Raw genomic sequence first — 20,476 nt, forward strand, 5'->3', positions numbered from 1 at the left:
GCGGCCGGCACGGGCCGCTGGATCAACTGTGGTAACCATGAAGTATAGCCGTGGTGGCCGTGGATCAATGCCCACGCAGGTCGCGCGGACGCAGGCCCAGCGCCACCTGCACCAGCAGGTAGGTCGCCCCGCCCGCCCCGACCAGCAGCGACAGCGCGCCGATCCGCTGCCACAGGCCCATCGGCGAGAACGCCGGCAGCCAGTACAGCAGGGCCAGCAGCACGCCCACCATCGCCACGCACGACACCGCCAGGCGGACCAGGAAACGCGACCAACCGGGGCGGCGCTCATACACGTCGGTCTTGCCCAGCCAGTACCAGAGCAGCCCGAGGTTCAGGTAGCTGGACAGCGCACTGGCGATCCCAAGCGCCAGGTGCAGGCCCGGCTGCTGGCCCAGCGCCTGCATGACGCCCTGCGCGCGCAGCTCCGCCGGCACCATCACCTGGTACAGCACCGCCAGCAGGGCGAAGTTGAACACCATGTTGGCCACCAGCGCGGCGATGCCGGCGCGCACCGGGGTGCGGGTGTCCTGGCGGGCGTAGAAGGCCGGCAGCACGATCTTCAGCAGGGCAAAGGCCGGCAGCCCGAAGCTCAGGCCGTACACGGCCAGCGCGGTCATGCGGGTATCGAAGGCGGTGAACTCACCGTGCTGGAAGATCGTGGCGATCAGCGGTTCGGCCAGCAGCAGCAGCCCCAGCATGGCCGGGATGGAGATCAGCAGGGTCATCCGCAGGCCCCAGTCCAGCGCACTGGAGAAGCCCGCGCGGTCGGTGCCGACGTGATGGCGTGCCAGCGCCGGCAGGATCACCGTGCCCAGCGCCACCCCGAACACGCCCAGCGGCAGCTCCAGGAAGCGGTCGGCCAGCGACAGCCAGGACTGCGAACCGTCGGTCAGTTTGGCAGCGATGACGGTATCCAGCAGCAGGTTGATCTGCGCCACCGACGAGCCGAACAGGGTCGGGATCATCAGTGTCATCACCTTGCGCACGCCGGGATGGTTCCAGCCCCAGCGCGGCAGGGTAAGCAGGTTGATGCCCTTCAGCGAAGGCAACTGGAACAGCAACTGCAGCATGCCGGCCACCAGCACCGACCAGCCCAGCGCCAGGATCGGCACATCCATGCGCGGGGCCAGCCACAGCGCGCCGCCGATCATGCACAGGTTGAGGATGACCGGGGTCAGCGCCGGCATGGCGAACTTCTGGAAGCTGTTCAGCGCCCCGCCCGCCAGCGCGGTCAGCGAGACGAAGAACAGGAACGGGAAGGTCAGCCGGAACAGGTCGACCAGCAGGCCCTGCTTGGCCGGATCGGTGGTGGCGCCGCTGGCGAACAGATTGGCCAGCTGCGGCGCGAAGATCAGCGCCAGTGCCGTCACCACCATCAACACGCCGGCGAGCGTCCCGGCCACCCGCGCCATCAGGTCGCGCAGCTCCTCGTGGCTGCGGGTCTCCTTCACTTCAGTGAACACCGGCACGAAGGCGGTGGCAAAAGAGCCCTCGGCGAACAACCGGCGCAGGAAATTAGGTACCCTGAAGGCGACCCAGAACGCGTCCGTCGTGGCGTTCGTACCAAAAGTCGTGGTGATGACGGTGTCCCGTACGAGCCCCAACACCCGCGAAACCATTGTCATGCTGCTGAACGACAGCAGGCCCCGCAGCATCCTGGGTGAACTCACTCAAACATCCTCTTGACAATCGACTTGACGTACATTTCTCGAGTCATCATACTAGCTAGCTTGCTGTTCCCATAACACCGATTTTTCAGGAAACCACCACCGTGGCCAATATCAAGTCCGCCAAGAAGCGCGCCAAGCAGACCGTCGTGCGCAACGCGCGCAACGTGGCTCAGCGCTCGATGCTGCGCACCGCTGTCAAGAAAGTGATCAAGGCTCTGGATAACAACGATGCAGCCGGCGCCGAAGCCGCTTTCACCGTTGCCCAGCCGATCCTCGATCGTTTCAGCGCGCGTGGTCTGATCCACAAGAACAAGGCTGCTCGCCACAAGAGCCGCCTGACCGCCCGCATCAAGGCCCTCAAGGCCGCCTGATCAGGCGAAGTCGCCCGCGCCCCCAGGGTGTTGGCTGCTACTTGAAACCCGGCTCCGGCCGGGTTTTTTGTTGCCTGCTGGTTGGCGGCGAGTTGGCAGCGAACGGCGGAGCCCCTCGTGCTGGGTCGCTGGAAGCGGCTTACTGGGTTAGGCCGGGCGGTGGGGCTGGTCGGGGGACGGCAACAGCTGCATCCTGCGGGCCTCGTTTCGCGCCATCCTTGGCGCTCAACGCCCCCGCCCAGCCCCACCACCCGGCACCCCGACAGGTTCCGTGCGCCGCCAGCCACGTAATGAAAATTAAAGAAAAAGCGGTAGCGCCGACCCATGGTCGGCGGAAACCATCAAACCCCCTCACACCTCCATCCGCCGATCACAGGTCAGCCAAGGTTCCAAGGCCACCATGGACCTGTCGAAGGTGGGGCGGGGTGGGATGGCGGGGGCGTAGAGCGCCATGGATGGCGCGAAGCGAGGCCCGCATGGACGCAGTCTTTGCCGTCCCCCGCCAACCCACCCCGCCCCACCAACGAGCAGCCCTGCAGCTGTTGCTGTTGCCGTTGCTGTTGCCGTTGCCGTCGCCGTTGCTCTAGACGTTGCCTCCGCGGGCGCCGGGCCGCAGGCCCGGCAACAACCCCCGCACGCGGCGCATAATGGCGGCATGATCATCCAATCCCTGCTCGACACCGACCTGTACAAATTCACCATGATGCAGGCGGTACTGCACCAGTACCCCGGCGCCACGGTGCAGTACCGGTTCAAGTGCCGTACGCCGGGTATCGACCTGGCCCGGTTCATCGACCAGATCGACGAGGAGATCGATCACCTGTGCAGCCTGCGCTTCAGCAGCGAAGAGCTGGATTACATGCGCGGCCTGCGCTTCGTGAAGCCGGACTTCGCGGACTTCCTCGGCCTGTTCCACCTGGATCGCAAGTACATCACCCTGCGGGCGTCGGACAGTGTGCCGGGCGAGATCGAGCTGGACATCACCGGGCCGTGGCTGCATACGATCATGTTCGAAGTGCCGCTGCTGGCGATCATCAACGAGGTCTGGTTCCGCAACACCACCACCCCCGACATCGCCGAAGGTGAACGACGGCTGCAGGCCAAGGCGGCGCTGCTGCGTGACACCCCGGGTTTCGAACACTGCCGGGTGGCCGACTACGGAACGCGTCGGCGCTACTCGCGTGACTGGCACGCGCGCCTGCTGCCGTTGCTGCGTGACGCGCTGGGAACCCAGCTGGTCGGCACCAGCAACGTGCATTTCGCCCGGCTGTACGGCATGACGCCGCACGGCACGATGGCACACGAGTACCTGCAGGCGTTCCAGGCGATCGGCCCGCGCCTGCGGGATTCGCAGGTGGCGGCGCTGGAATCCTGGGCCCGCGAGTACCGTGGCGACCTCGGCATCGCGCTGTCCGACGTGGTCGGGCTGGACGCGTTCCTGCGCGATTTCGACATGTATTTCTGCAAGCTGTTCGACGGCGTGCGGCACGATTCCGGCGATCCCTTCGACTGGGGCGACCGCATGCTGGCGCACTTCCAGCAGCGCCGCGTCGATCCGCGCACCAAAGTGCTGGTGTTCAGCGATGGGCTGAACATCGAAAAGGTCATGCGCTTGTTCGACTACTTCCGTGGCCGCTGCCAGGTCGCCTTCGGCGTTGGTACGCACCTGACCAATGACCTCGGTCCGACACCGCTGAACATCGTGATCAAGATGGTCCGCTGCAACGGGCAACCGGTGGCGAAATTGAGTGATTCGCCGGGCAAGAGCATGTGCGACGATCCCGGTTACCTGGCCTACCTGCGCCAGGTCTTCGAGCTGCCGCCAGCGCTCTGATCCGCGCGGACTTCCGCTGCGCTCGCCGAGCATGGCTCGGCGCTACCATCAGCCGGCGCGCGGGGCGCGGCGCTACCAACCACCTCGGTAGCGCCGAGCCATGCTCGGCGAGCGCAGCGGCGGCGCGGTCACTCCAGCGCGAAGCGCAGCACGAACAGTCCGGCAACCAGCCACACCGCTGGATGCACCTCGCGCCAGCGCCCGGTGCCGGCCTTCAGCGCGGCATAGGCGATGAAGCCGAATGCCAGGCCATTGGCAATGGAGTAGGTGAACGGCATCGCCAGTGCGCACAACGCCGCCGGCACCGACTCGGTGAGGTCGTTCCATTCCACTTCCACCAGTTCGCGCAGCATCAATCCGGCCACGAACAACAGCGCCGGGGCCGTCGCGTAGCCGGGCACCATTGCCGCCAGTGGTGAGAACAACAGCGCCGCCAGAAACAGTGCGGCCACCACCAGCGCAGTCAGTCCGGTGCGCCCGCCCACCTGCACGCCGGAAGCGCTTTCGGCAAAGGCGGTGGTGCTGCTGGTGCCCAGCAGCGAACCGGCGACGATCGCCGTGCTGTCGGCCAGCAGCGCCCGGCCGAAGCGCTTCTGTGCACCGGGCAGCTTCAGCAGGCCGGCCCGGCCCACCACGCCGTACAGCGTGCCGGTGGCATCAAAGACTTCCACCAGCACGAATACCAGCACCACCTGCAGCAGCACCGCCAGCGGCGCGCCGCCGTCGTGGTGCAGCAGGCCGGGCAGGTCCAGCTGCAGGAAGGTCGGGGCCAGGCTGGGCGGCAACGAAACCAGCCCTTGGTACTGCACGCTGCCGAGCAGCCAGCCGGCGCCGGTGACCGCGAGGATGCCGATCAGTATGGCGCCACGCACGCGGCGTGCCTCCAGCACGGCAATCAGCAGGAAGCCGGCCAGGGCCAGCAGCGGGGGCGCGGTGTTGAGCGGTCCCAGCGCCACCAGCGTGTCTTCGTTGCCGACGATCACACCGGATTTCTGCAGCGCGATGATGGCCAGGAACAACCCGATGCCCGCCACGATCGCCGAGCGCAGCGAAGCCGGGATGCCCGCCACCAGCCAGGCACGCACGCCGGTCAGCGACAGCACCAGGAACACCAGCCCGGAAATGAACACCGCCGCCAGCGCCTGCTGCCACGGCAGGCCGGCGGCACCGACCACGGTGAAGGCGAAGAACGCATTCAAGCCCATGCCCGGCGCCATGCCGACGGGGAAGTTGGCGGCGAAGGCCATCACCAGCGAGCCCAGCGCGGCGGCCAGGCAGGTGGCCACGAACACCGCGCCGGCGTCCATCCCGGTGGTGGACAGGATGTCCGGGTTGACGAAGACGATGTAGGACATCGTCAGGAAGGTGGTCAGGCCGGCCAGCAGTTCGGTGCGCACGGTGGTGCCATGCTGCTGCAGCTGGAACAGGCGTTCGAGGAGGGCCATGGAAGTCTCGTGACGATCAGATGTCACGACCAACGGTCGTGACCTACCGGAATGTAAACGGCCGCGCAGTGCGCGGCCGTTTTTCCTTCTTATTTAAGCGCCTTGAAGCGCAGGCGCTTGGGCGCGGCGTCGTCGCCCATGCGGCGGCGCTTGTCTTCTTCGTACTCGCGGTAGTTGCCCTGGAAGAACTCCACGTGCGAGTTGCCTTCGAAGGCCAGGATGTGCGTGGCGATGCGATCGAGGAACCAGCGATCATGCGAAATGACGAACGTGTTGCCCGGGAACTCGAGCAGCGCATCTTCCAGCGCACGCAGGGTTTCGATATCCAGGTCGTTCGACGGTTCATCGAGCAGCAGCACGTTGCCACCCTGCAGCAGGGTCTTGGCCATGTGCAGGCGGCCACGCTCACCACCAGACAGCGAACCGACCAGCTTCTGCTGGTCCTGGCCCTTGAAGTTGAAGCGGCCGATGTAGGCGCGCGACTGGATCTCCACGCCGTTGATGTTGAGGATGTCCAGGCCGCCGGCGATTTCCTGGAAGACGTTATGGTTGCCTTCCAGCGCGTCGCGGCTCTGGTCCACGTAGGACAGCTTGACGGTCGGGCCGACCACGATTTCGCCGGTATCCGGCTTTTCCTGGCCGGTGATCATCTTGAACAGGGTCGACTTGCCGGCGCCGTTGGGGCCGATGATGCCGACGATGGCGCCACCGGGCACCAGGAAGTTCAGGTTGTCGAACAGCAGGCGATCGCCGAACTTCTTCGAGACGTTCTTGAACTCCATCACCGCGTTGCCGAGACGCTCGCCCGGCGGGATGAAGATTTCATTGGTCTCGTTGCGCTTCTGGTAATCGACCGACTGCAGTTCTTCCAGGCGGGCCAGGCGGGCCTTGCCCTTGGTGCGGCCGCCCTTGGCATTCTGGCGCGACCATTCCAGTTCCTTCTGGATCGCCTTCTGGCGCGACTTCTCCTGGTTGTCTTCCTGCTTCAGGCGCTCGTCCTTCTGGGTCAGCCAGTCGGTGTAGTTGCCCTTCCACGGAATGCCGCGACCGCGGTCCAGTTCCAGGATCCACTCGGCGGCGTTGTCCAGGAAGTAGCGATCATGGGTGACTGCCACCACGGTGCCGGTATAGCGCGCCAGGAACTGCTCCAGCCATTCCACCGACTCGGCATCGAGATGGTTGGTCGGCTCATCGAGCAGCAGCATGTCCGGCTTCTGCAGCAGCAGGCGGCACAGCGCCACCCGGCGCTTCTCACCACCGGACAGGGTGCCGACGATGGCTTCCCACGGCGGCAGGCGCAGCGCATCGGCGGCTACGTCCAGCTGGTTTTCCAGGGTATGCGCGTCACCGGCGGCGAGGATCGCCTCCAGGCGCTCCTGTTCCTTGGCAAGCTTGTCGAAGTCGGCGCCTTCCTCGGCATAGGCCAGGTACACCGCGTCCAGCGCGGCCTGTGCCTGCAGCACTTCGCCCACGCCTTCCTCGACCGATTCACGCACGGTCTTGGTCGGGTCCAGCTCCGGTTCCTGCGCCAGGTAGCCGACCTTGATGCCGGCCTGCGGGCGTGCCTCGCCCTCGAAATCGTTGTCCACGCCGGCCATGATCTTCAGCACGGTGGACTTGCCCGAGCCATTCAGGCCCAGCAGGCCGATCTTCGCCCCCGGGAAGAACGACAGCGAGATGTCCTTGATGATCTGCCGCTTGGGCGGAACCACCTTGGACACGCGGTTCATGGTGTAGATGTATTGCGAGGACATGAAGTCTCCCAGAGGGTCGATCCACCGGGCCGAGAGCCCGGGCCGGCGGAAAACGGAATATTTGACCCAGCATTATCGCCGATCCCCCCTTTCACTGCCATGCCGCCGGGCGGCGGGTTCAGCCATGGGCGGGCGCCGACGTTGCGCTGTCCACCCCGGCAGCACCAGCAAGCCGGTATCCCGACTGTGGCGGTCCGGGGAAGCGAGCAGTCTGTTGGCTCCAACCCAGGGAGATCGCGCATGAAAGCCGTCGTTACGTTGTTGGCCACGGTCCTGCTGCCGCTTTCGGTGGCTGCGCAGGCCCCACCGCCCCTGCTGCCGGCAGGAGTGGAACTGATCGACCTGGGCGTGTCCATGGGAAGCCTGCGGGAGTTCGACATCGAAGTGCCGCGGACCGAAAAATGGCTTCCCTACGAACTGGTCGCTGTCGACGGCGGGGCGCTGTCAGGCACGCTGCACGTGTCACTTGCCAGCGGCCAGTCGCTGCGTGAGGTCACGCTGGATGGCAGGACCATCGTCGGCGGGGTGGTGGTGTTGCCCGCCACCGCCTCCGCGCGCCGCCTGCGGATCAGTCTGCAGGGCGGGTCGCAGGACATGCGGACCAACCTGTCGTTGATGCCGATGCGGCCGCAGCTCAGGTCCGGCCAGGTCGTACCGGTATATCCGCGTCACCGCGCAGGAGAAGCCTTCGGCGAGACGCTGGAACTGCGGCTGACCAAGCCCTCCGATGTGGATCTGCGCACCTGGGGCGGCAATGCGGCGGTGAAGCTGGAAGTCACAGGGCCGGCCGTCGGCGGCGGATTCCCGGTTTCTGCCTGTGCGGACGAAGGCGATGCCTGGCGGCGTTGCCACCTGCGCGGTCTGGAAGCCGGCGTTTACTACGTGTCCGTCGAGGGAACCGGTGCACCGGTCAACCTGCTTGGGAGCTGGACGGCCAGCGAGGACGGCTGAAGCCTTGCCAAAAAATGAACAGGGGCGTTCGTGGCGACGGAGGAAGCGTTTCCAGCCGGAATCCATTCAGATCGCATGGGCAATATGGACATCACCCACCCGTCCTGCAGAGGTAGACCATGCGCATCAATCGATTCCTGGCCGGTGCCGTGGCTTCCGCACTGGCCTTTGCCGCGGTCAGTCCGGCCTTTGCCGACGACGACCGCCATCGCGGACACGATCGTCGCGAGTGGCGGGAGGATCGGCGCGACGACCGCCGTGACTACCGCCACGACCGGCGCGAAGCACGGCGGGACTGGCGCGACGACCGTCGGCATGACCGCCGCGACTGGCGCGATGATCGACGCCATGGCGGCTACTACCGGCCGGCGCCGCCCCCGCGCGTGGTTTACCGTCCAGCCTACCGCCCCGCGTACGGACCGGGCCCGGGCTATGGCTGGAAGGTCGGTCACCGCTACCGTGATTACTACCGTGGCCCGATCTATGTAGTCAATGACTACAACAGCTATCACGTCCGTCGCCCGCCGCGCGGCCACCACTGGGTCCGCGACGATCGCGGCAACCTGCTGCTGGTCGCCATCGCCACCGGGATCCTCGCCGACTTCGTGATCAACGGCCGCTGAGAGCAGCGGGACACGCACGCCACGACGGCGCCCAGCAGGGCGCCGTTGTCGTTCACGGCGTCCTGCGGCGATGGCCCCCCTCCCGGCGCAGGCACTACAATTGACCGCCTTGTTGTTCCTTTCCTGCCTGCCCCCGGAGAAACCGATGTTCCCGCGCGACGTCCGAATCGAAAGCTACGATCCCGAACTGGCCAAGGCCATCGCCGATGAGTCCCGCCGCCAGGAAGACCACGTCGAGCTGATCGCGAGCGAGAACTACGCCAGCCCGATGGTGATGGAAGCCCAGGGCAGCCAGCTGACCAACAAGTACGCCGAAGGCTACCCGGGCAAGCGCTATTACGGCGGTTGCGAGTACGTGGATATCGCCGAGCAGCTGGCGATTGATCGCCTGAAGCAGCTGTATGGCGCCGATTACGCCAACGTGCAGCCGCACAGCGGCTCGCAGGCCAACCAGGCGGTCTACTTCGCCCTGCTGCAGGCCGGTGACACCATCCTGGGCATGAGCCTGGCGCATGGCGGTCACCTGACCCACGGCGCCAAGGTCAATGCCTCCGGCAAGCTGTTCAATGCGGTGCAGTATGGTGTAAACGACCAGGGCCTGATTGACTACGACGAAGTCGAGCGCCTCGCCGTCGAGCACAAGCCGAAGATGGTCGTCGCCGGTTTCTCGGCCTATTCGCAGGTGGTTGATTGGGCGCGTTTCCGTGCCATTGCCGACAAGGTCGGTGCGTATCTGTTCGTGGACATGGCGCACGTGGCCGGCCTGGTCGCCGCCGGCGTCTACCCGAGCCCGCTTGAGCACGCCCACGTGGTGACCTCCACCACCCACAAGACCCTGCGCGGTCCGCGTGGCGGCATCATCATCGCCAAGGGCGCCAGCGAAGAACTGGTCAAGAAGCTGCAGTCGATCGTCTTCCCAGGCATCCAGGGCGGCCCGCTGATGCACGTCATCGCGGCCAAGGCCGTGGCCTTCAAGGAAGCGCTGGAGCCGGGCTTCACCAGCTACCAGCAGCAGGTGGTGAAGAACGCCCAGGCCATGGCGAAGACCCTGATTGCGCGGGGCTACAAGATCGTTTCCGGCGGCACCGAAAACCACCTGATGCTGGTCGACATGATCGGCAAGGACGTGTCCGGCAAGGACGCCGAAGCCGCACTCGGCAAGGCCCACATCACGGTCAACAAGAACTCGGTCCCCAACGACCCGCGTTCGTCGTTCGTGACCTCCGGCCTGCGCCTGGGTACCCCGGCGGTGACCACCCGCGGCTATGGCGAACAGGACTGTATCGATCTGGCCAACTGGATCGCCGACGTGCTGGATGCACCGGCAGACGAAGCGGTGATCGCCCGCGTGCGCGATGCGGTCAGCGCGCAATGCCGGAAGCATCCGGTCTACGGCTGAGCGATCGGGACGTGGGCGGGCGGGGCGGGAACGCCCGGCCGCGCGCCTGCTGCCGCCATGAGCGGGCTTTGTTTGCTGCTCATGGCCTTCTCAGGTACCGTTGCGACGCCGCCATGTCCTTCGCATGACGTTTCCGAGACTCAAGGCGCTCCATGCACTGTCCGTTCTGCCAACATGCCGACACCCGGGTGATCGATTCGCGCGTCTCTGAAGACGGTGCGACGATTCGTCGTCGGCGTGAGTGCGAGGCCTGCAGCGAGCGCTTCAGTACCCTGGAAACCATCGAGCTGAAGCTGCCGACCATCGTCAAGGGCGATGGCAGCCGCGAGGCGTTCGAGGCCCGCAAGGTGCGCGCCGGCTTTGACCGCGCGCTGCAGAAGCGTCCGGTGCCGGAAGACAAGATCGAAGCGGCGGTGCGCTCGGTGATCCACCAGCTGCGCATCTGCGGTGAGCGCGAAGTGCCCTCCATCCGCGTCGGCGAGTTCGTGATGAACGAACTGCGCAAGCTCGACCATGTCGGCTATGTGCGCTTTGCCTCGGTATATCGCAGCTTTGAAGATGTCGCCGACTTCCGTGAAGAGATCGAAAAGCTGGAACGTGATCTGCCGGCCAGCACCGAGCAACTGCAGCTGCTGGGCGATGTGATCGCCCTGACCAAGAAAAAGAAAGGCTGAGCGCGCGCCGCCGCGTGCCTGGATCCAAGGAGCACCGATGAGCGCTTTTTCCGCGCTGGATCACCTGCACATGGCCACGGCCCTGCGCCTGGCCGAGCGTGCTGCCTACACCACCCGCCCCAACCCCATGGTCGGTTGCGTGATCGCCCATGGGCAGCAGGTGGTGGGACAGGGCTGGCATCAACGCGCCGGCGGCCCGCATGCCGAAGTGTTCGCACTGCGCGAAGCGGGCGAGCAGGCGCGGGGCGCCACCGCTTACGTCACCCTTGAGCCCTGTGCCCACTTCGGCCGCACGCCGCCCTGCGCGCTGGCCTTGATCGAAGCCGGCGTGAGCCGTGTGGTCGCTGCCATGCGCGATCCCTTTCCGCAGGTCGACGGCGGAGGTTTCGACCGGCTGCGCGCCGCAGGGATCGAGGTCAACGAGGGGCTGCTGGCCGTGCAGGCGCGGGAGCTCAATCGCGGTTTTCTGTCGCGCGTCGAGCGCGGCCGCCCATGGGTGCGGGTCAAGCTGGCCGCCAGCCTGGACGGCCGCACGGCGATGGCAGATGGCAGTTCGAAATGGATCACCGGGCCGGCCGCGCGCGAAGACGTGCAGCACTGGCGGGCCAGGGCGGGGGCGATCCTGACCGGCGCCGACACGGTACTGGCTGACGATCCGATGCTGACCGTGCGCCTGCCCGGCATCGAAGTGATGCCACCGCTGCGCGTGGTGCTCGATGCGCGGCTGCGTTCGCTGGAATGCGCGCGCGTACGGGAAGGGGGAGCGCCAACCTTGTATCTGCACGGCGCCGAGGTGAGTCCACCGGACGCAGCCGATGCGCAATTCGCCAGCGTGCCCTGCACGGCCGGCCGGCTGGACCTGGGCGCGGTGCTTGCGCTGCTGGCAGCACAGGGCGTCAACGAAGTGCATACCGAAGCCGGCGCCACGCTCGCCGGCGCGCTGCTGGCCGGCGGCTGGGTCGATGAGCTGCTGCTGTACCAAGCGCCGACGCTGCTCGGCGAACACGGCCTGCCCCTGTTTTCCGGCTTGGGTATCGAGGCGATGACGGAGCAACGGCGCATGCAGGTCATTCAACAGGTGCAAGTGGGTGAGGATCAGCGTTTGTTGCTACGTCCCCAGATGGGATGAGGCGAGTGATCGCGTAACCGTCGGAGGCGCGGCTTGATGCGTCGCGAGGAGACGTCGCTTTCGACCGTCCGACCAGCTTTCTGTTGTTGCGCCAATCATTCCCGGTGACTTTGAACACCAGCAGTTCACGGTCCTGCGGATTGTAGAAAGCGGTAAGAAATGTCTCACGGGATGCTGCGCCGCTCAGGTACACCGGAATCGTGCCGACTGTTTTGTACTTTCCTGCCGTGCCGTGCAGATGTCCGGCGAAGATGCCGAGAATGAGATCTTCATTGTCCTTCATGAGCTGCCGGAAGCGCGGATTGTCGGGCGACTGCCAGTTGGCATAAGGCGGTTTGTGCATGTTGAGGATGACATCTTTGCCTGCTTCTCGCGCCCACTTCAGCTCGGTCTCGAGGAAGCCGAGGGAGTCATTGATGATGAACGTCCGTCGGGCGGACTCGAACTTCACGCTGTAGGTTGGTTCGTTCTGCAGCTGGATCGCCAGGATGTCGCCGAGCACCAGGGAGTAAGCCAGGCTGCCACGATGCGTTTCCCAGCCGTTGTCACTGACCGAATGGTCGAATGCGCGTGTGGGGTAGCTTCTTGCCCAGCCCGCCATGTCCTTGTACATGTCGCGTGCGCAGCCATTGTTGGCGCAGTCGTTGACATTGTTTTGATAGTCGTGGTTGCCGAGATTGACGTAGAAATTGCGGCGATAGAATTGCTTGAACGGATGGCTGTACATGTAGGCCCGTTCATCGCCATGCCCGAACGCCGTGATGTCGCCATTGATGAACAACGGGATGGTGTCCAGGCTGCCGAACTCCATTCGATACTCCATGGTTGCCAGCCCCTGACGGTTGATGAAAAGCTTTGAGCGGCGCTCTTTTTCTGCATTGGATTCCGGCTCGCCCGAATCCGATTTTTCGGTCCATCGGTGTTGCGGGTCCGAGATGAAAACGAATTCCTGCAGAACGGGGGCAGCGGCCGAGCCCGCGAAGGGAAGCAGGCAGGCGATGGCCGCTGACAGCAGCCAGTAGGCGCGAACGTGTGCAGACTGCAAGGGAACGCCGCGGATCATGGCGATACTCCGTTTGGATTATCGTCAATCAACAGGCTTGGAGAAGACATTGCAGTCGGCAAAGTCGATGGGGTGTTCGGACGTCGCCGCGCGCGCGATGCATCCCCGGTGAGCTACGCGGCCAGTGCGTCATCATCCGCCGCGGAAGTGCCCAGTCCATTCGGTATTTCCGCACCGTGCAACGGGCGCAAAAAAATGGGCCCCCGGAGGAGCCCATCTTGATCGACGTGTCGTTACTGACAGACTCAGAAGCTGGCGCGGACACCGGCCGAGTACTGGGTCACGTCTTCGATGACCTGCACTTCCCCCACCACGCCCCACATCGGGGTGATGTTGATCTGGCCACCGACATTGCCGACCCAGGTGCCGTCCATGTCGCTGCCGTCCATGTAGCCGCCTTTCAGCCAGGCTTCGGTACGTGCCGACGGCTTGCCGCGCACGCCGAACGTGCCGCGGGCGGCATTGAAGTGGTCCTTCTGGCGTACGGTGGCGAAGCCGGTTTCCTTCAGGGTCAGCTCGGCGTTCTGGCGGGTCCAGGCGATGTCGGCGGTGAAGTCCACGCGATCGCTCATGCCCATGTGGTAACCGATACCGAACTCCGGCTGGTCCAGTTCCAGCTTCAGGCTGCCGCCATCGAAGCCGTAGGACTTGGACACCTGCGACCAGGCGCCGAACAGGTAGACCTGCGGTGCGATCGCGAACGAGCCACGGATGTAGCCGCCGTCGACCTTGGGGTCGTCCAGGAAGTCATCGTTGACCTTGAACTGGGTCCAGCCCGCCTCGACGTAGGTGTAGCTCAGATCGTCGGCGGCGAAGGCCGACAGCGGCGACAGGGCGAGCAGGGAGGCGGCCAGCAGCATCTTGCGCATGCGTGAATTCCTTGAGGTTGCGTTCCATTGCAGGCAGCCGGTCCGACCGCCCGGGGCGACGTCTTTGTCGCACTCGGCGCGGATTCTAACGAAAGTTTCACAAAAAGCGAGCCTTCAGCCTCATTTGTTACACTAGCTGCGCCGGTTCGCCGGTATACAAACGTCTTCAGGGCGGGGTGCGATTCCCCACCGGCGGTAGGTGCCAGATACGGCGCGAGCCCGCGAGCGCTCCGGCAGGGTCATCCCGGCAGGAGGTCAGCAGATCCGGTCGGATGCCGGAGCCGACGGTCATAGTCCGGATGAAAGAAGACGGTGCCACGGGGCCTTGCGGTGCCGTGCGTACCTGTTTGCCTTGCGGCGTTTTTCGCTCACTCCTGCGGAGAACGTTACGTGTTTACTGGAATCATTGAAGGCCTCGGCCACCTGGCCGCCCGTGAAACCCTCGGCGGCGATGTCCGCTTCACCTTCCGCGTCGGCAGCCTGCCGTTCGACAACGTCCAGCTGGGCGAGAGCATTGCCATCAACGGCGTGTGCCTGACCGTGATCGCCTTCGACGCGCAGACCTTCCAGGCCGACGCATCGACCGAAACGCTGGGGCTGACCACCCTGGGCCAGCTGGCCGAAGGCGCGGTGATCAACCTGGAGCGCGCCATGCGTCCGACCGACCGGCTCGGCGGACATCTGGTCAGCGGCCACGTCGATGGCCTGGGGCAGGTCCTGTCCATCCATGACGACGCACGCGCGCAGCGCTGGCGCTTCGCCGCCCCGGCCGCCCTGCGCCGCTACATCGCAAAGAAGGGATCGATCTGCGTCGACGGGGTCAGCCTGACCGTCAACGAGGTGGACGAGGAGGGGTTCGACGTCGCCCTGATTCCGCATACCGTCTCGCACACCGCGTTCTCCAACACGACGGTCGGCAGTGCGGTGAACCTGGAAATCGACCTGGTCGCCCGCTACGTGGAACGCCTGCTGGGCGAAGGAGCACGCGCATGAATTTCGCCCCGATCCCCGAGATCCTGGAAGACATCCGCCAGGGCCGCATGGTGGTCATCGTCGACGACGAAGACCGCGAGAACGAAGGCGACCTGATCATGGCCGCCGAGCTGGTCAAGCCCAGCGACATCAACTTCATGGTGACCCATGGCCGTGGACTGGTGTGCCTGCCATTGACCCGCGAACGGGCAGCCGACCTCGGCCTGGCGCCGATGGTGCAGGCCAATACGGCGCAGTTCCAGACCAACTTCACGGTCAGCATCGAGGCCGCCGAGGGCGTGACCACCGGCATCTCCGCGTATGACCGTGCGCACACCATCCGCACTGCGGTGAAGCCCACGGCCAAGGCCAGCGACCTGCACCAGCCGGGCCACATCTTCCCGTTGATCGCCCAGCCGGGCGGGGTGCTGACCCGCGCCGGCCACACCGAAGCCGGCGTGGACCTGGCGATGCTGGCCGGGCTGGAACCGGCCGGCGTGCTGGTCGAAATCCTGAACCCCGATGGCAGCATGGCGCGGCGGCCGGAACTGGAAGTGTTCGCCCGCGAACACGGCCTGAAGATGGGCTCCATCGCCGACCTGATCGCCTATCGGCTGGCCACCGAAAAGACCGTCGAGCGGGTGGACGAGCGGGAGATCGACACCGAATTCGGTGGCTTCACCCTGGTGACCTACCGCGACCGTATCGCGCATGACCTGCATTTCGCGCTGGTCCGGGGCACCCCGGATGCCGATACCCCCACACTGGTGCGGGTACAGGTGGAAAACCCGCTGGCCGACCTGCTGCACTGGCGCCGTGATGATTTCGGCGTGGCCGCGACCGATGCGCTGCGCGCCATCGCCGCGGCAGACAGCGGTGTGATGGTGGTGCTGTCGGCCCCGCGCGATGGCGAAGCCCTGCTGGCACGGCTGCGCCAGCAGCCGCAGCCGATCGCCCCCGGCAAGGACAAGGATGTGAGCCAGTGGCGCCGCAACGGGGCCGGCGCGCAGATCCTGTCCGATCTCGGACTGGGCAAGCTGCGCGTGCTGGGCACGCCGCGTCGTCAGGTCGGCCTGGCCGGCTATGGCCTGGAAGTGGTCGAAACGCTGGGCTGCTGAGCCCGGCATCGCGTGCGGGCCCGCCAAGGGCCCGCGCACAGCCCGCGCGCGGTAAACTTGCCCCCTCTTACGTACCCCATACCCGCACATGAGCCATTTCGAAGGCGATCTTCGCTCTCCCGGATCGGCGCGCCTGGCCATCGTGGCCAGCCGCTGGAACGCCCGCATCACCGACGCGCTGGTCACCGGCGCGCGGCAGAGCCTGGCCAGCAATGGCATCAGCGAAGACGCCGTGGATGTCGTCCGGGTGCCCGGCGCCTGGGAAATCCCGCTGGTCGCTGCGCGCCTGGCCGCGGCCCACCAGCATGCCGCCATCATCACCCTGGGCTGCGTGATCCGCGGCGATACCCGCCACTACGAACACGTGGCCGACCGTTGCGCCGAAGGCCTGATGCGCGTGCAGCTGGACTTCGGCGTGCCGGTGCTGAACGGCGTGCTGGCGGTGGAACGTGCCGAGGATGCCGAAGCACGTGCTGGCGGCAGCCACGGCAACAAGGGTGAAGAGGCCGCGTTGGCGGCCTTGGAAATGATCAATCTTCTGGAGCAGCTGCCATGAACAACCATTCCCAGGGCAGGCCGTCCGGCAGACCCGTACGCCGTGATGGCGTCGATCCCGTGCTGCGCTCGCGCGCACGCCGTCGTGCCGTGCAGGCCATCTACGCCTGGCAGATCTCCGGCGGCAATGGCCAGTCACTGGTCGCCCAGTTCGCCCACGAACAGGCCCGCGAAGTCGCCGACCTGGCCTACTTCGAAGCGCTGGTGCACGGCGTGCTCGACAACCGTCGCGACATCGACCAGGCACTGGCGCCGTACCTGGATCGCACCATCGAGGAAGTCGATGCGATCGAACGCGCGGTGCTGCGGCTGTCCGCCTATGAACTGCGCTTCCGTGCCGACATCCCGTACCGCGTGGTGATCAACGAGGCCATCGAATCGGCCAAGCGCTTCGGCTCCGAACACGGCCACACCTATGTCAACGGCGTGCTGGATCGTGCTGCCGTGGAGTGGCGCAAGACCGAAAGCGGTCACTGACCCGTGATGGCGCCGAACGATGTCCGGCGCCACGGACACCTTGCATGTCCCTCGCCGAATTCGCCCTGATTGATCGTATCCGCGCCCGCAGCAAGGGGGGGGATGACATCGTGCTGGGCATCGGTGACGATGCGGCGCTGCTGCAACCGCTGGCCGGACACTGGCTGGCGGTGACTGCTGACACGCTCAACAGCGGCGTGCATTTTCCGCCGGAAACGCTGCCCGCCGACATCGGCTGGAAGACCCTGGCGGTGAATCTTTCCGACCTCGCCGCGATGGGCGCCATCCCCGCCTGGGGCACGCTGGCGTTGTCCCTGCCGGAAGCCAACGCGGCGTGGATCGATGCCTTCGCCGACGGCTTCTTCGCACTGGCTGATGCGCATGACTGGCGGCTGATTGGTGGCGATACCACGCGCGGCCCGCTGTCGTTGTCGGTGACCGCGTTCGGCCAGATACCGCACGGGCAGGCCTTGCGGCGCGATGGCGCGCAGGTGGGCGACGACATCTGGGTCAGCGGCACGCTGGGTGATGCGGCGTGTGCGCTGCAGTCCTGGCAGCGCGGTGAGCTGGATGTCACCCGGCTCGCGGCGGATCCCGCATGGGAGTACCTCCGCCAGCGATTGCTGCGGCCCATGCCGCGTGTGCAGCTGGGGCTTGCGCTGCGCGGTATCGCGACCGCTGCAGTGGATGTGTCCGACGGACTGATGGCAGACCTGGGGCATATCGCCGCGCGCAGCGGCGTGGCGGCCCATGTCGACGCCGATCTGCTGCCCTGCTCGACGGCGCTGCAGCGGGTGCTGAGCAGGGAGGCCGCGCGCTCCTGTGCCCTGCAGGGGGGCGATGATTACGAGCTGTGCTTCACCGCGCCGGTAAGCAGTCGGCAGCGTCTGTCGGCGCTGTCCGGTGAGCTTGGCATATCGCTGACACGCATCGGTGCGATGCTGCATGGCGAAGGCGTTCACTGCCCAGGATCAGGGGCGACACACGGCTACGTCCATTTCCGTTCGCCGCCCATGGCGGCCGGCGGTCAGTCGTAGTCAGCGGTCAGGATCGCTTTCCCCTGCACGCTACCGGGCGTCAACGCACCTGCGGTCCGGACGTAGCGTGCGGTCAGCGCGATGGTCTGATCACCGGCATGTGGACCTGCACGCGTCCATTGGTCGCCAAAGTGCACCGGCTGGCCATCACGCAGCAACTGCACCGCAACGCCAGCGTCGCTGTGTGATGGCGTCGGTGTAAGTATGCTGCCTTGGTTGCCTGCGTCCAGCGCATCATGAAGCGTCAATTTGACTTTGATGCCATCGCGCGGGCAATTCATCAGCACGTTCAAGGGTGTGTCGCCGGTCGATGCGCCCACTCTGGGGAATTGGTTTGCCGACGCTGGGCTCAGCTGCAGGGCGGTATCGAACAGGACACAGGTGCGCGCGGGAATCACCAGGCTGAATGACAGGCTGTGCTGCAATGAGCCATTGGCGGGGAAACCCGGCATCGTGGTGATGGCACTCAGGGTTGTCGGAGCGACGCTGGCCATTACCCCGCCGCGCGAATAGATGAAATAGCCCAGGCTGAGGGTCATGTTCACGTCTCCGCCGTGGCCGCTTTTCAGCTGGAACGTGTTCGTCGCGTCTGCCCTGTAGGGGGTGTTATCCGTGCCAGAAGGGGCGCCGGCACTGTACTTGTGGAGATTGAACACGATCAGCGGCGAATCCGGCCCCCAGCCAAAAGCAGGATACGGACGCCCACCGAGTAGGATGTCGCGGACATAGGTCAGTCCCCCCATCTGCGGGACGCTGTGTATGTCGATGGCCGTCACTCGTGGGCAGTTGGTGAACACCAGGCCGCCGCCTCGCCCGTTGCTGACGCTATGCAGCAGGACATCCGGTCTTGTTTCATCCGCTATGGTGATCTCACCGCCACTTATCAGGTCGCTGCCCTTTACCACATTGCAGGCGTGCAGCGTGCCGGTTAGGAAGGTACCTGCGGTGACAGCGCAGCGCAACATGCACATCGCCATGCCCGCTGTTCGATGCATACGGGGGTAACGGATGCTCATGGTGAACTCCGCGCAGCAGCGACGATAGGGTCATCTGCTGGCCGTGCGTGCGCCTTCGCTTCGCGCTCCGCACCATGGTCGTCCAGCCACGCGTAGCTGATCGTCGCAGGGCGTGTATCCGTGTCCGGCAAGGCAACATGCAATGTGCCGAACGGTGCCAGCATCTCCGCAGCAAGCTCCTTTCCATCTGCAAGGGAGATGCGGGTCAGCGTCACGTGATAGGGGCTGGGGTTGTGGACGCGCAACTGCGGCGCGCTGTCAGGTGCGGTTGACCAGCGCAGGCCTGCCGCCGCAGCCGCAGGTTGCCCAGGTAGGCCTGCAGGGCGGAAGAACAGCTTTATGCGCGAGCGCACAGCGAACTGCAGCAGATTGCTGCCTTGGGCCTCTCGCGGTTTCGGGGGAATGTCCAGCAGATTGAAATAAAACAGCGATTCGCGATCTGAAGCGAGTGCAGGGTCAGCCGGGCGCGGCGCGTAGGTGAGGCGGTAGGCCTGGCTTTGCTGGTCCTGGATCACACGCGGCTCCACCGGCGTCAGCTGGAATGGCGTGCGGATGTCGTCGGGCGATCGTCCCGCGTCGCCCGCATCGATCCATACCTGCACCAGGGCGGGCACATTGCCGTTATTGCGGGCGGTGATCGTGACGTCGTTGCTGCGGCGTGCATCAAGCACCACGCGCGTTCCGTCAACAACCACGGCTGCCGATGCCGGCGTGATCAGCATCGCCGCAAGAATGGGGGGGAGCCAGCGCTGAGTACGATGCATGACGGTGGCGCTGAAAAAGAAGACATCGAAGATCTTCATGGATAGGCCACCACAAGCGCGGCGAATGCACCGGCGGTTCCTGCCGTGCCATCGCCTGCGGGCGATGCATGCCAGGCAGTGAGGTCGATACGGGTGCGCGCCCTGCGTTGCACGCGCAGCCAGCGGCCATCCGATTCCCCGATCGGCCAAGGTGTGCCCTGGGCATCGAAGATGGCGACGCCGCCATGGCGCAGCCGATCAATCCGAATGTCCAGTGATGGGCCACCACTGGATGCCGGGCAGGCCAGGAACACGCTGAAGGTCTTGCGGCCAGCACGTGCATTGTCGTTGACCACGGCCGGGTCGACGCTCCCCGTCAGGACCGCAAGCACGGGGTGATCGGCGTGGACCTCGCAGGTTGAGGTGACCAGTTCGCCGCGTATCTGCAGTGGCAATTCGCCAGCGGCGGAGGAGACAGTAGTAGCAAGCAGGCCCGTGACAAAGCAAGGGAGGAGATTCATCAGGGGAAAGTCCGAAGAGGAAAAGGCGTGGCTGCACGGTGAGAGCGCTGCGGTTCCGGAAGTGTTATCGACCTTGTCTGTCGCCGATATGAGCAAAGGTGCAAGTCCAGCGCAGCAAGTTTCTATCGGGGTACGAGAGTCAATCGATAACTCTCCATGCCAGTGCAGATTGCAGAAAACCTGATGTGAGCGGCGCTGGAATCCACCTAACTTGCGGCCTATTCGTCCTCCTCGGCGGAATACTCCGCAACTC

The 20,476-nt window shown here is 65.4% G+C and carries 20 protein-coding genes and 1 riboswitch; of the genes, 12 read left to right on the plus strand and 8 right to left on the minus strand.

Annotation, left to right across the window (positions count from 1 at the left end):
• Nucleotides 1-64: 64 nt before the first annotated feature.
• Nucleotides 65-1,657 (minus strand): murein biosynthesis integral membrane protein MurJ, encoded by a 1,593-nt coding sequence (gene murJ, locus ABE522_RS00375; protein ID WP_346589889.1) that lies wholly within the window; start codon nt 1,655-1,657, stop codon nt 65-67.
• A gap of 116 nt (nt 1,658-1,773) precedes the next feature.
• Between murJ and rpsT the strand changes: the two genes are divergently transcribed.
• Together rpsT and pncB are read left to right on the plus strand one after the other, a co-directional pair.
• A complete protein-coding gene (gene rpsT, locus ABE522_RS00380) occupies nt 1,774-2,043 on the plus strand; it encodes a 30S ribosomal protein S20 (RefSeq protein ID WP_042614258.1) in 270 nt (89 codons plus the stop codon).
• 655 nt (nt 2,044-2,698) lie between these two features.
• A complete protein-coding gene (pncB, locus tag ABE522_RS00385) occupies nt 2,699-3,877 on the plus strand; it encodes a nicotinate phosphoribosyltransferase (RefSeq protein ID WP_346589782.1) in 1,179 nt (392 codons plus the stop codon).
• 128 nt (nt 3,878-4,005) lie between these two features.
• Here the strand turns inward: pncB and ABE522_RS00390 are convergent, their stop codons facing one another.
• On the minus strand, nt 4,006-5,322 hold the full coding sequence (locus ABE522_RS00390) for an NCS2 family permease (protein WP_346589784.1): 1,317 nt from the start codon (nt 5,320-5,322) through the stop codon (nt 4,006-4,008).
• Nucleotides 5,323-5,411: 89 nt separating this feature from the next.
• Nucleotides 5,412-7,076 (minus strand): energy-dependent translational throttle protein EttA, encoded by a 1,665-nt coding sequence (gene ettA / locus ABE522_RS00395; RefSeq protein WP_042613621.1) that lies wholly within the window; start codon nt 7,074-7,076, stop codon nt 5,412-5,414.
• 240 nt (nt 7,077-7,316) lie between these two features.
• On the opposite strand from ettA, the gene ABE522_RS00400 reads away from it, so the two are divergent.
• From ABE522_RS00400 to ribD, 5 genes are all read left to right on the plus strand, one after another.
• Complete coding sequence (locus ABE522_RS00400) at nt 7,317-8,027, plus strand: hypothetical protein (RefSeq protein WP_346589785.1); 711 nt, start codon at nt 7,317-7,319, stop codon at nt 8,025-8,027.
• 119 nt (nt 8,028-8,146) lie between these two features.
• The gene (locus ABE522_RS00405; RefSeq protein ID WP_346589786.1) at nt 8,147-8,650 is read left to right on the plus strand and encodes an RcnB family protein; all 504 of its coding nucleotides are present in this window, start codon (nt 8,147-8,149) and stop codon (nt 8,648-8,650) included.
• Between the two features lie 145 nt (nt 8,651-8,795).
• On the plus strand, nt 8,796-10,049 hold the full coding sequence (gene glyA, locus ABE522_RS00410) for a serine hydroxymethyltransferase (protein WP_346589787.1): 1,254 nt from the start codon (nt 8,796-8,798) through the stop codon (nt 10,047-10,049).
• Nucleotides 10,050-10,201: 152 nt separating this feature from the next.
• Entirely contained in the window at nt 10,202-10,723 is a 522-nt protein-coding gene (gene nrdR / locus ABE522_RS00415; RefSeq protein WP_042613625.1) for a transcriptional regulator NrdR, read from the plus strand.
• Nucleotides 10,724-10,760: 37 nt separating this feature from the next.
• Nucleotides 10,761-11,852, plus strand: a complete 1,092-nt coding sequence (gene ribD, locus ABE522_RS00420; RefSeq protein ID WP_346589788.1) for a bifunctional diaminohydroxyphosphoribosylaminopyrimidine deaminase/5-amino-6-(5-phosphoribosylamino)uracil reductase RibD — start codon at nt 10,761-10,763, stop codon at nt 11,850-11,852.
• Here ribD and ABE522_RS00425 read toward each other — a convergent pair.
• Nucleotides 11,791-12,915 (minus strand): metallophosphoesterase, encoded by a 1,125-nt coding sequence (locus ABE522_RS00425; protein ID WP_346589789.1) that lies wholly within the window; start codon nt 12,913-12,915, stop codon nt 11,791-11,793. The genes ribD and ABE522_RS00425 overlap by 62 nt on opposite strands.
• 245 nt (nt 12,916-13,160) lie before the next feature.
• Nucleotides 13,161-13,784 carry a hypothetical protein gene (locus tag ABE522_RS00430; protein ID WP_346589790.1) on the minus strand — a complete coding sequence of 208 codons (624 nt, stop codon included), beginning with the start codon at nt 13,782-13,784 and terminating at the stop codon, nt 13,161-13,163.
• A gap of 158 nt (nt 13,785-13,942) precedes the next feature.
• A riboswitch (FMN riboswitch) is annotated at nt 13,943-14,099 on the plus strand.
• 75 nt (nt 14,100-14,174) lie between these two features.
• Here ABE522_RS00430 and ABE522_RS00435 point away from each other — a divergent pair.
• The 5 genes from ABE522_RS00435 to thiL all read left to right on the plus strand — a co-directional run bounded on the left by ABE522_RS00435 (nt 14,175) and on the right by thiL (nt 17,943).
• The gene (locus ABE522_RS00435; RefSeq protein WP_346589791.1) at nt 14,175-14,777 is read left to right on the plus strand and encodes a riboflavin synthase; all 603 of its coding nucleotides are present in this window, start codon (nt 14,175-14,177) and stop codon (nt 14,775-14,777) included.
• Nucleotides 14,774-15,874 (plus strand): 3,4-dihydroxy-2-butanone-4-phosphate synthase, encoded by a 1,101-nt coding sequence (gene ribB, locus ABE522_RS00440; protein ID WP_346589792.1) that lies wholly within the window; start codon nt 14,774-14,776, stop codon nt 15,872-15,874. Before ABE522_RS00435 ends, ribB begins: the two co-directional genes overlap by 4 nt.
• A gap of 88 nt (nt 15,875-15,962) precedes the next feature.
• Nucleotides 15,963-16,430 (plus strand): 6,7-dimethyl-8-ribityllumazine synthase, encoded by a 468-nt coding sequence (ribH, locus tag ABE522_RS00445; protein WP_346589793.1) that lies wholly within the window; start codon nt 15,963-15,965, stop codon nt 16,428-16,430.
• Nucleotides 16,427-16,906, plus strand: a complete 480-nt coding sequence (gene nusB, locus ABE522_RS00450; RefSeq protein ID WP_042613631.1) for a transcription antitermination factor NusB — start codon at nt 16,427-16,429, stop codon at nt 16,904-16,906. Before ribH ends, nusB begins: the two co-directional genes overlap by 4 nt.
• A 44-nt stretch (nt 16,907-16,950) precedes the next feature.
• Nucleotides 16,951-17,943: a thiamine-phosphate kinase gene (thiL, locus tag ABE522_RS00455; protein ID WP_346589794.1), complete on the plus strand. Its 993-nt coding sequence runs from the start codon at nt 16,951-16,953 to the stop codon at nt 17,941-17,943.
• Here the strand turns inward: thiL and ABE522_RS00460 are convergent.
• From ABE522_RS00460 to ABE522_RS00470, 3 genes are read right to left on the minus strand one after another with little or no spacing between them, the layout of a single operon-like run.
• Entirely contained in the window at nt 17,934-18,959 is a 1,026-nt protein-coding gene (locus ABE522_RS00460; RefSeq protein ID WP_346589796.1) for a fimbrial protein, read from the minus strand. The genes thiL and ABE522_RS00460 overlap by 10 nt on opposite strands.
• Entirely contained in the window at nt 18,956-19,762 is an 807-nt protein-coding gene (locus ABE522_RS00465) for a fimbrial biogenesis chaperone (RefSeq protein ID WP_346589797.1), read from the minus strand. Before ABE522_RS00465 ends, ABE522_RS00460 begins: the two co-directional genes overlap by 4 nt.
• Nucleotides 19,759-20,094, minus strand: coding sequence for a hypothetical protein (locus ABE522_RS00470; protein ID WP_346589798.1), 336 nt, complete (start codon nt 20,092-20,094; stop codon nt 19,759-19,761). Before ABE522_RS00470 ends, ABE522_RS00465 begins: the two co-directional genes overlap by 4 nt.
• Between the last annotated feature and the right edge of the window lie 382 nt (nt 20,095-20,476).

Origin of the sequence: Stenotrophomonas lacuserhaii (assembly GCF_039674585.1) — a bacterium.
Classification (GTDB): Bacteria; Pseudomonadota; Gammaproteobacteria; order Xanthomonadales; family Xanthomonadaceae; genus Stenotrophomonas; species Stenotrophomonas pennii_A.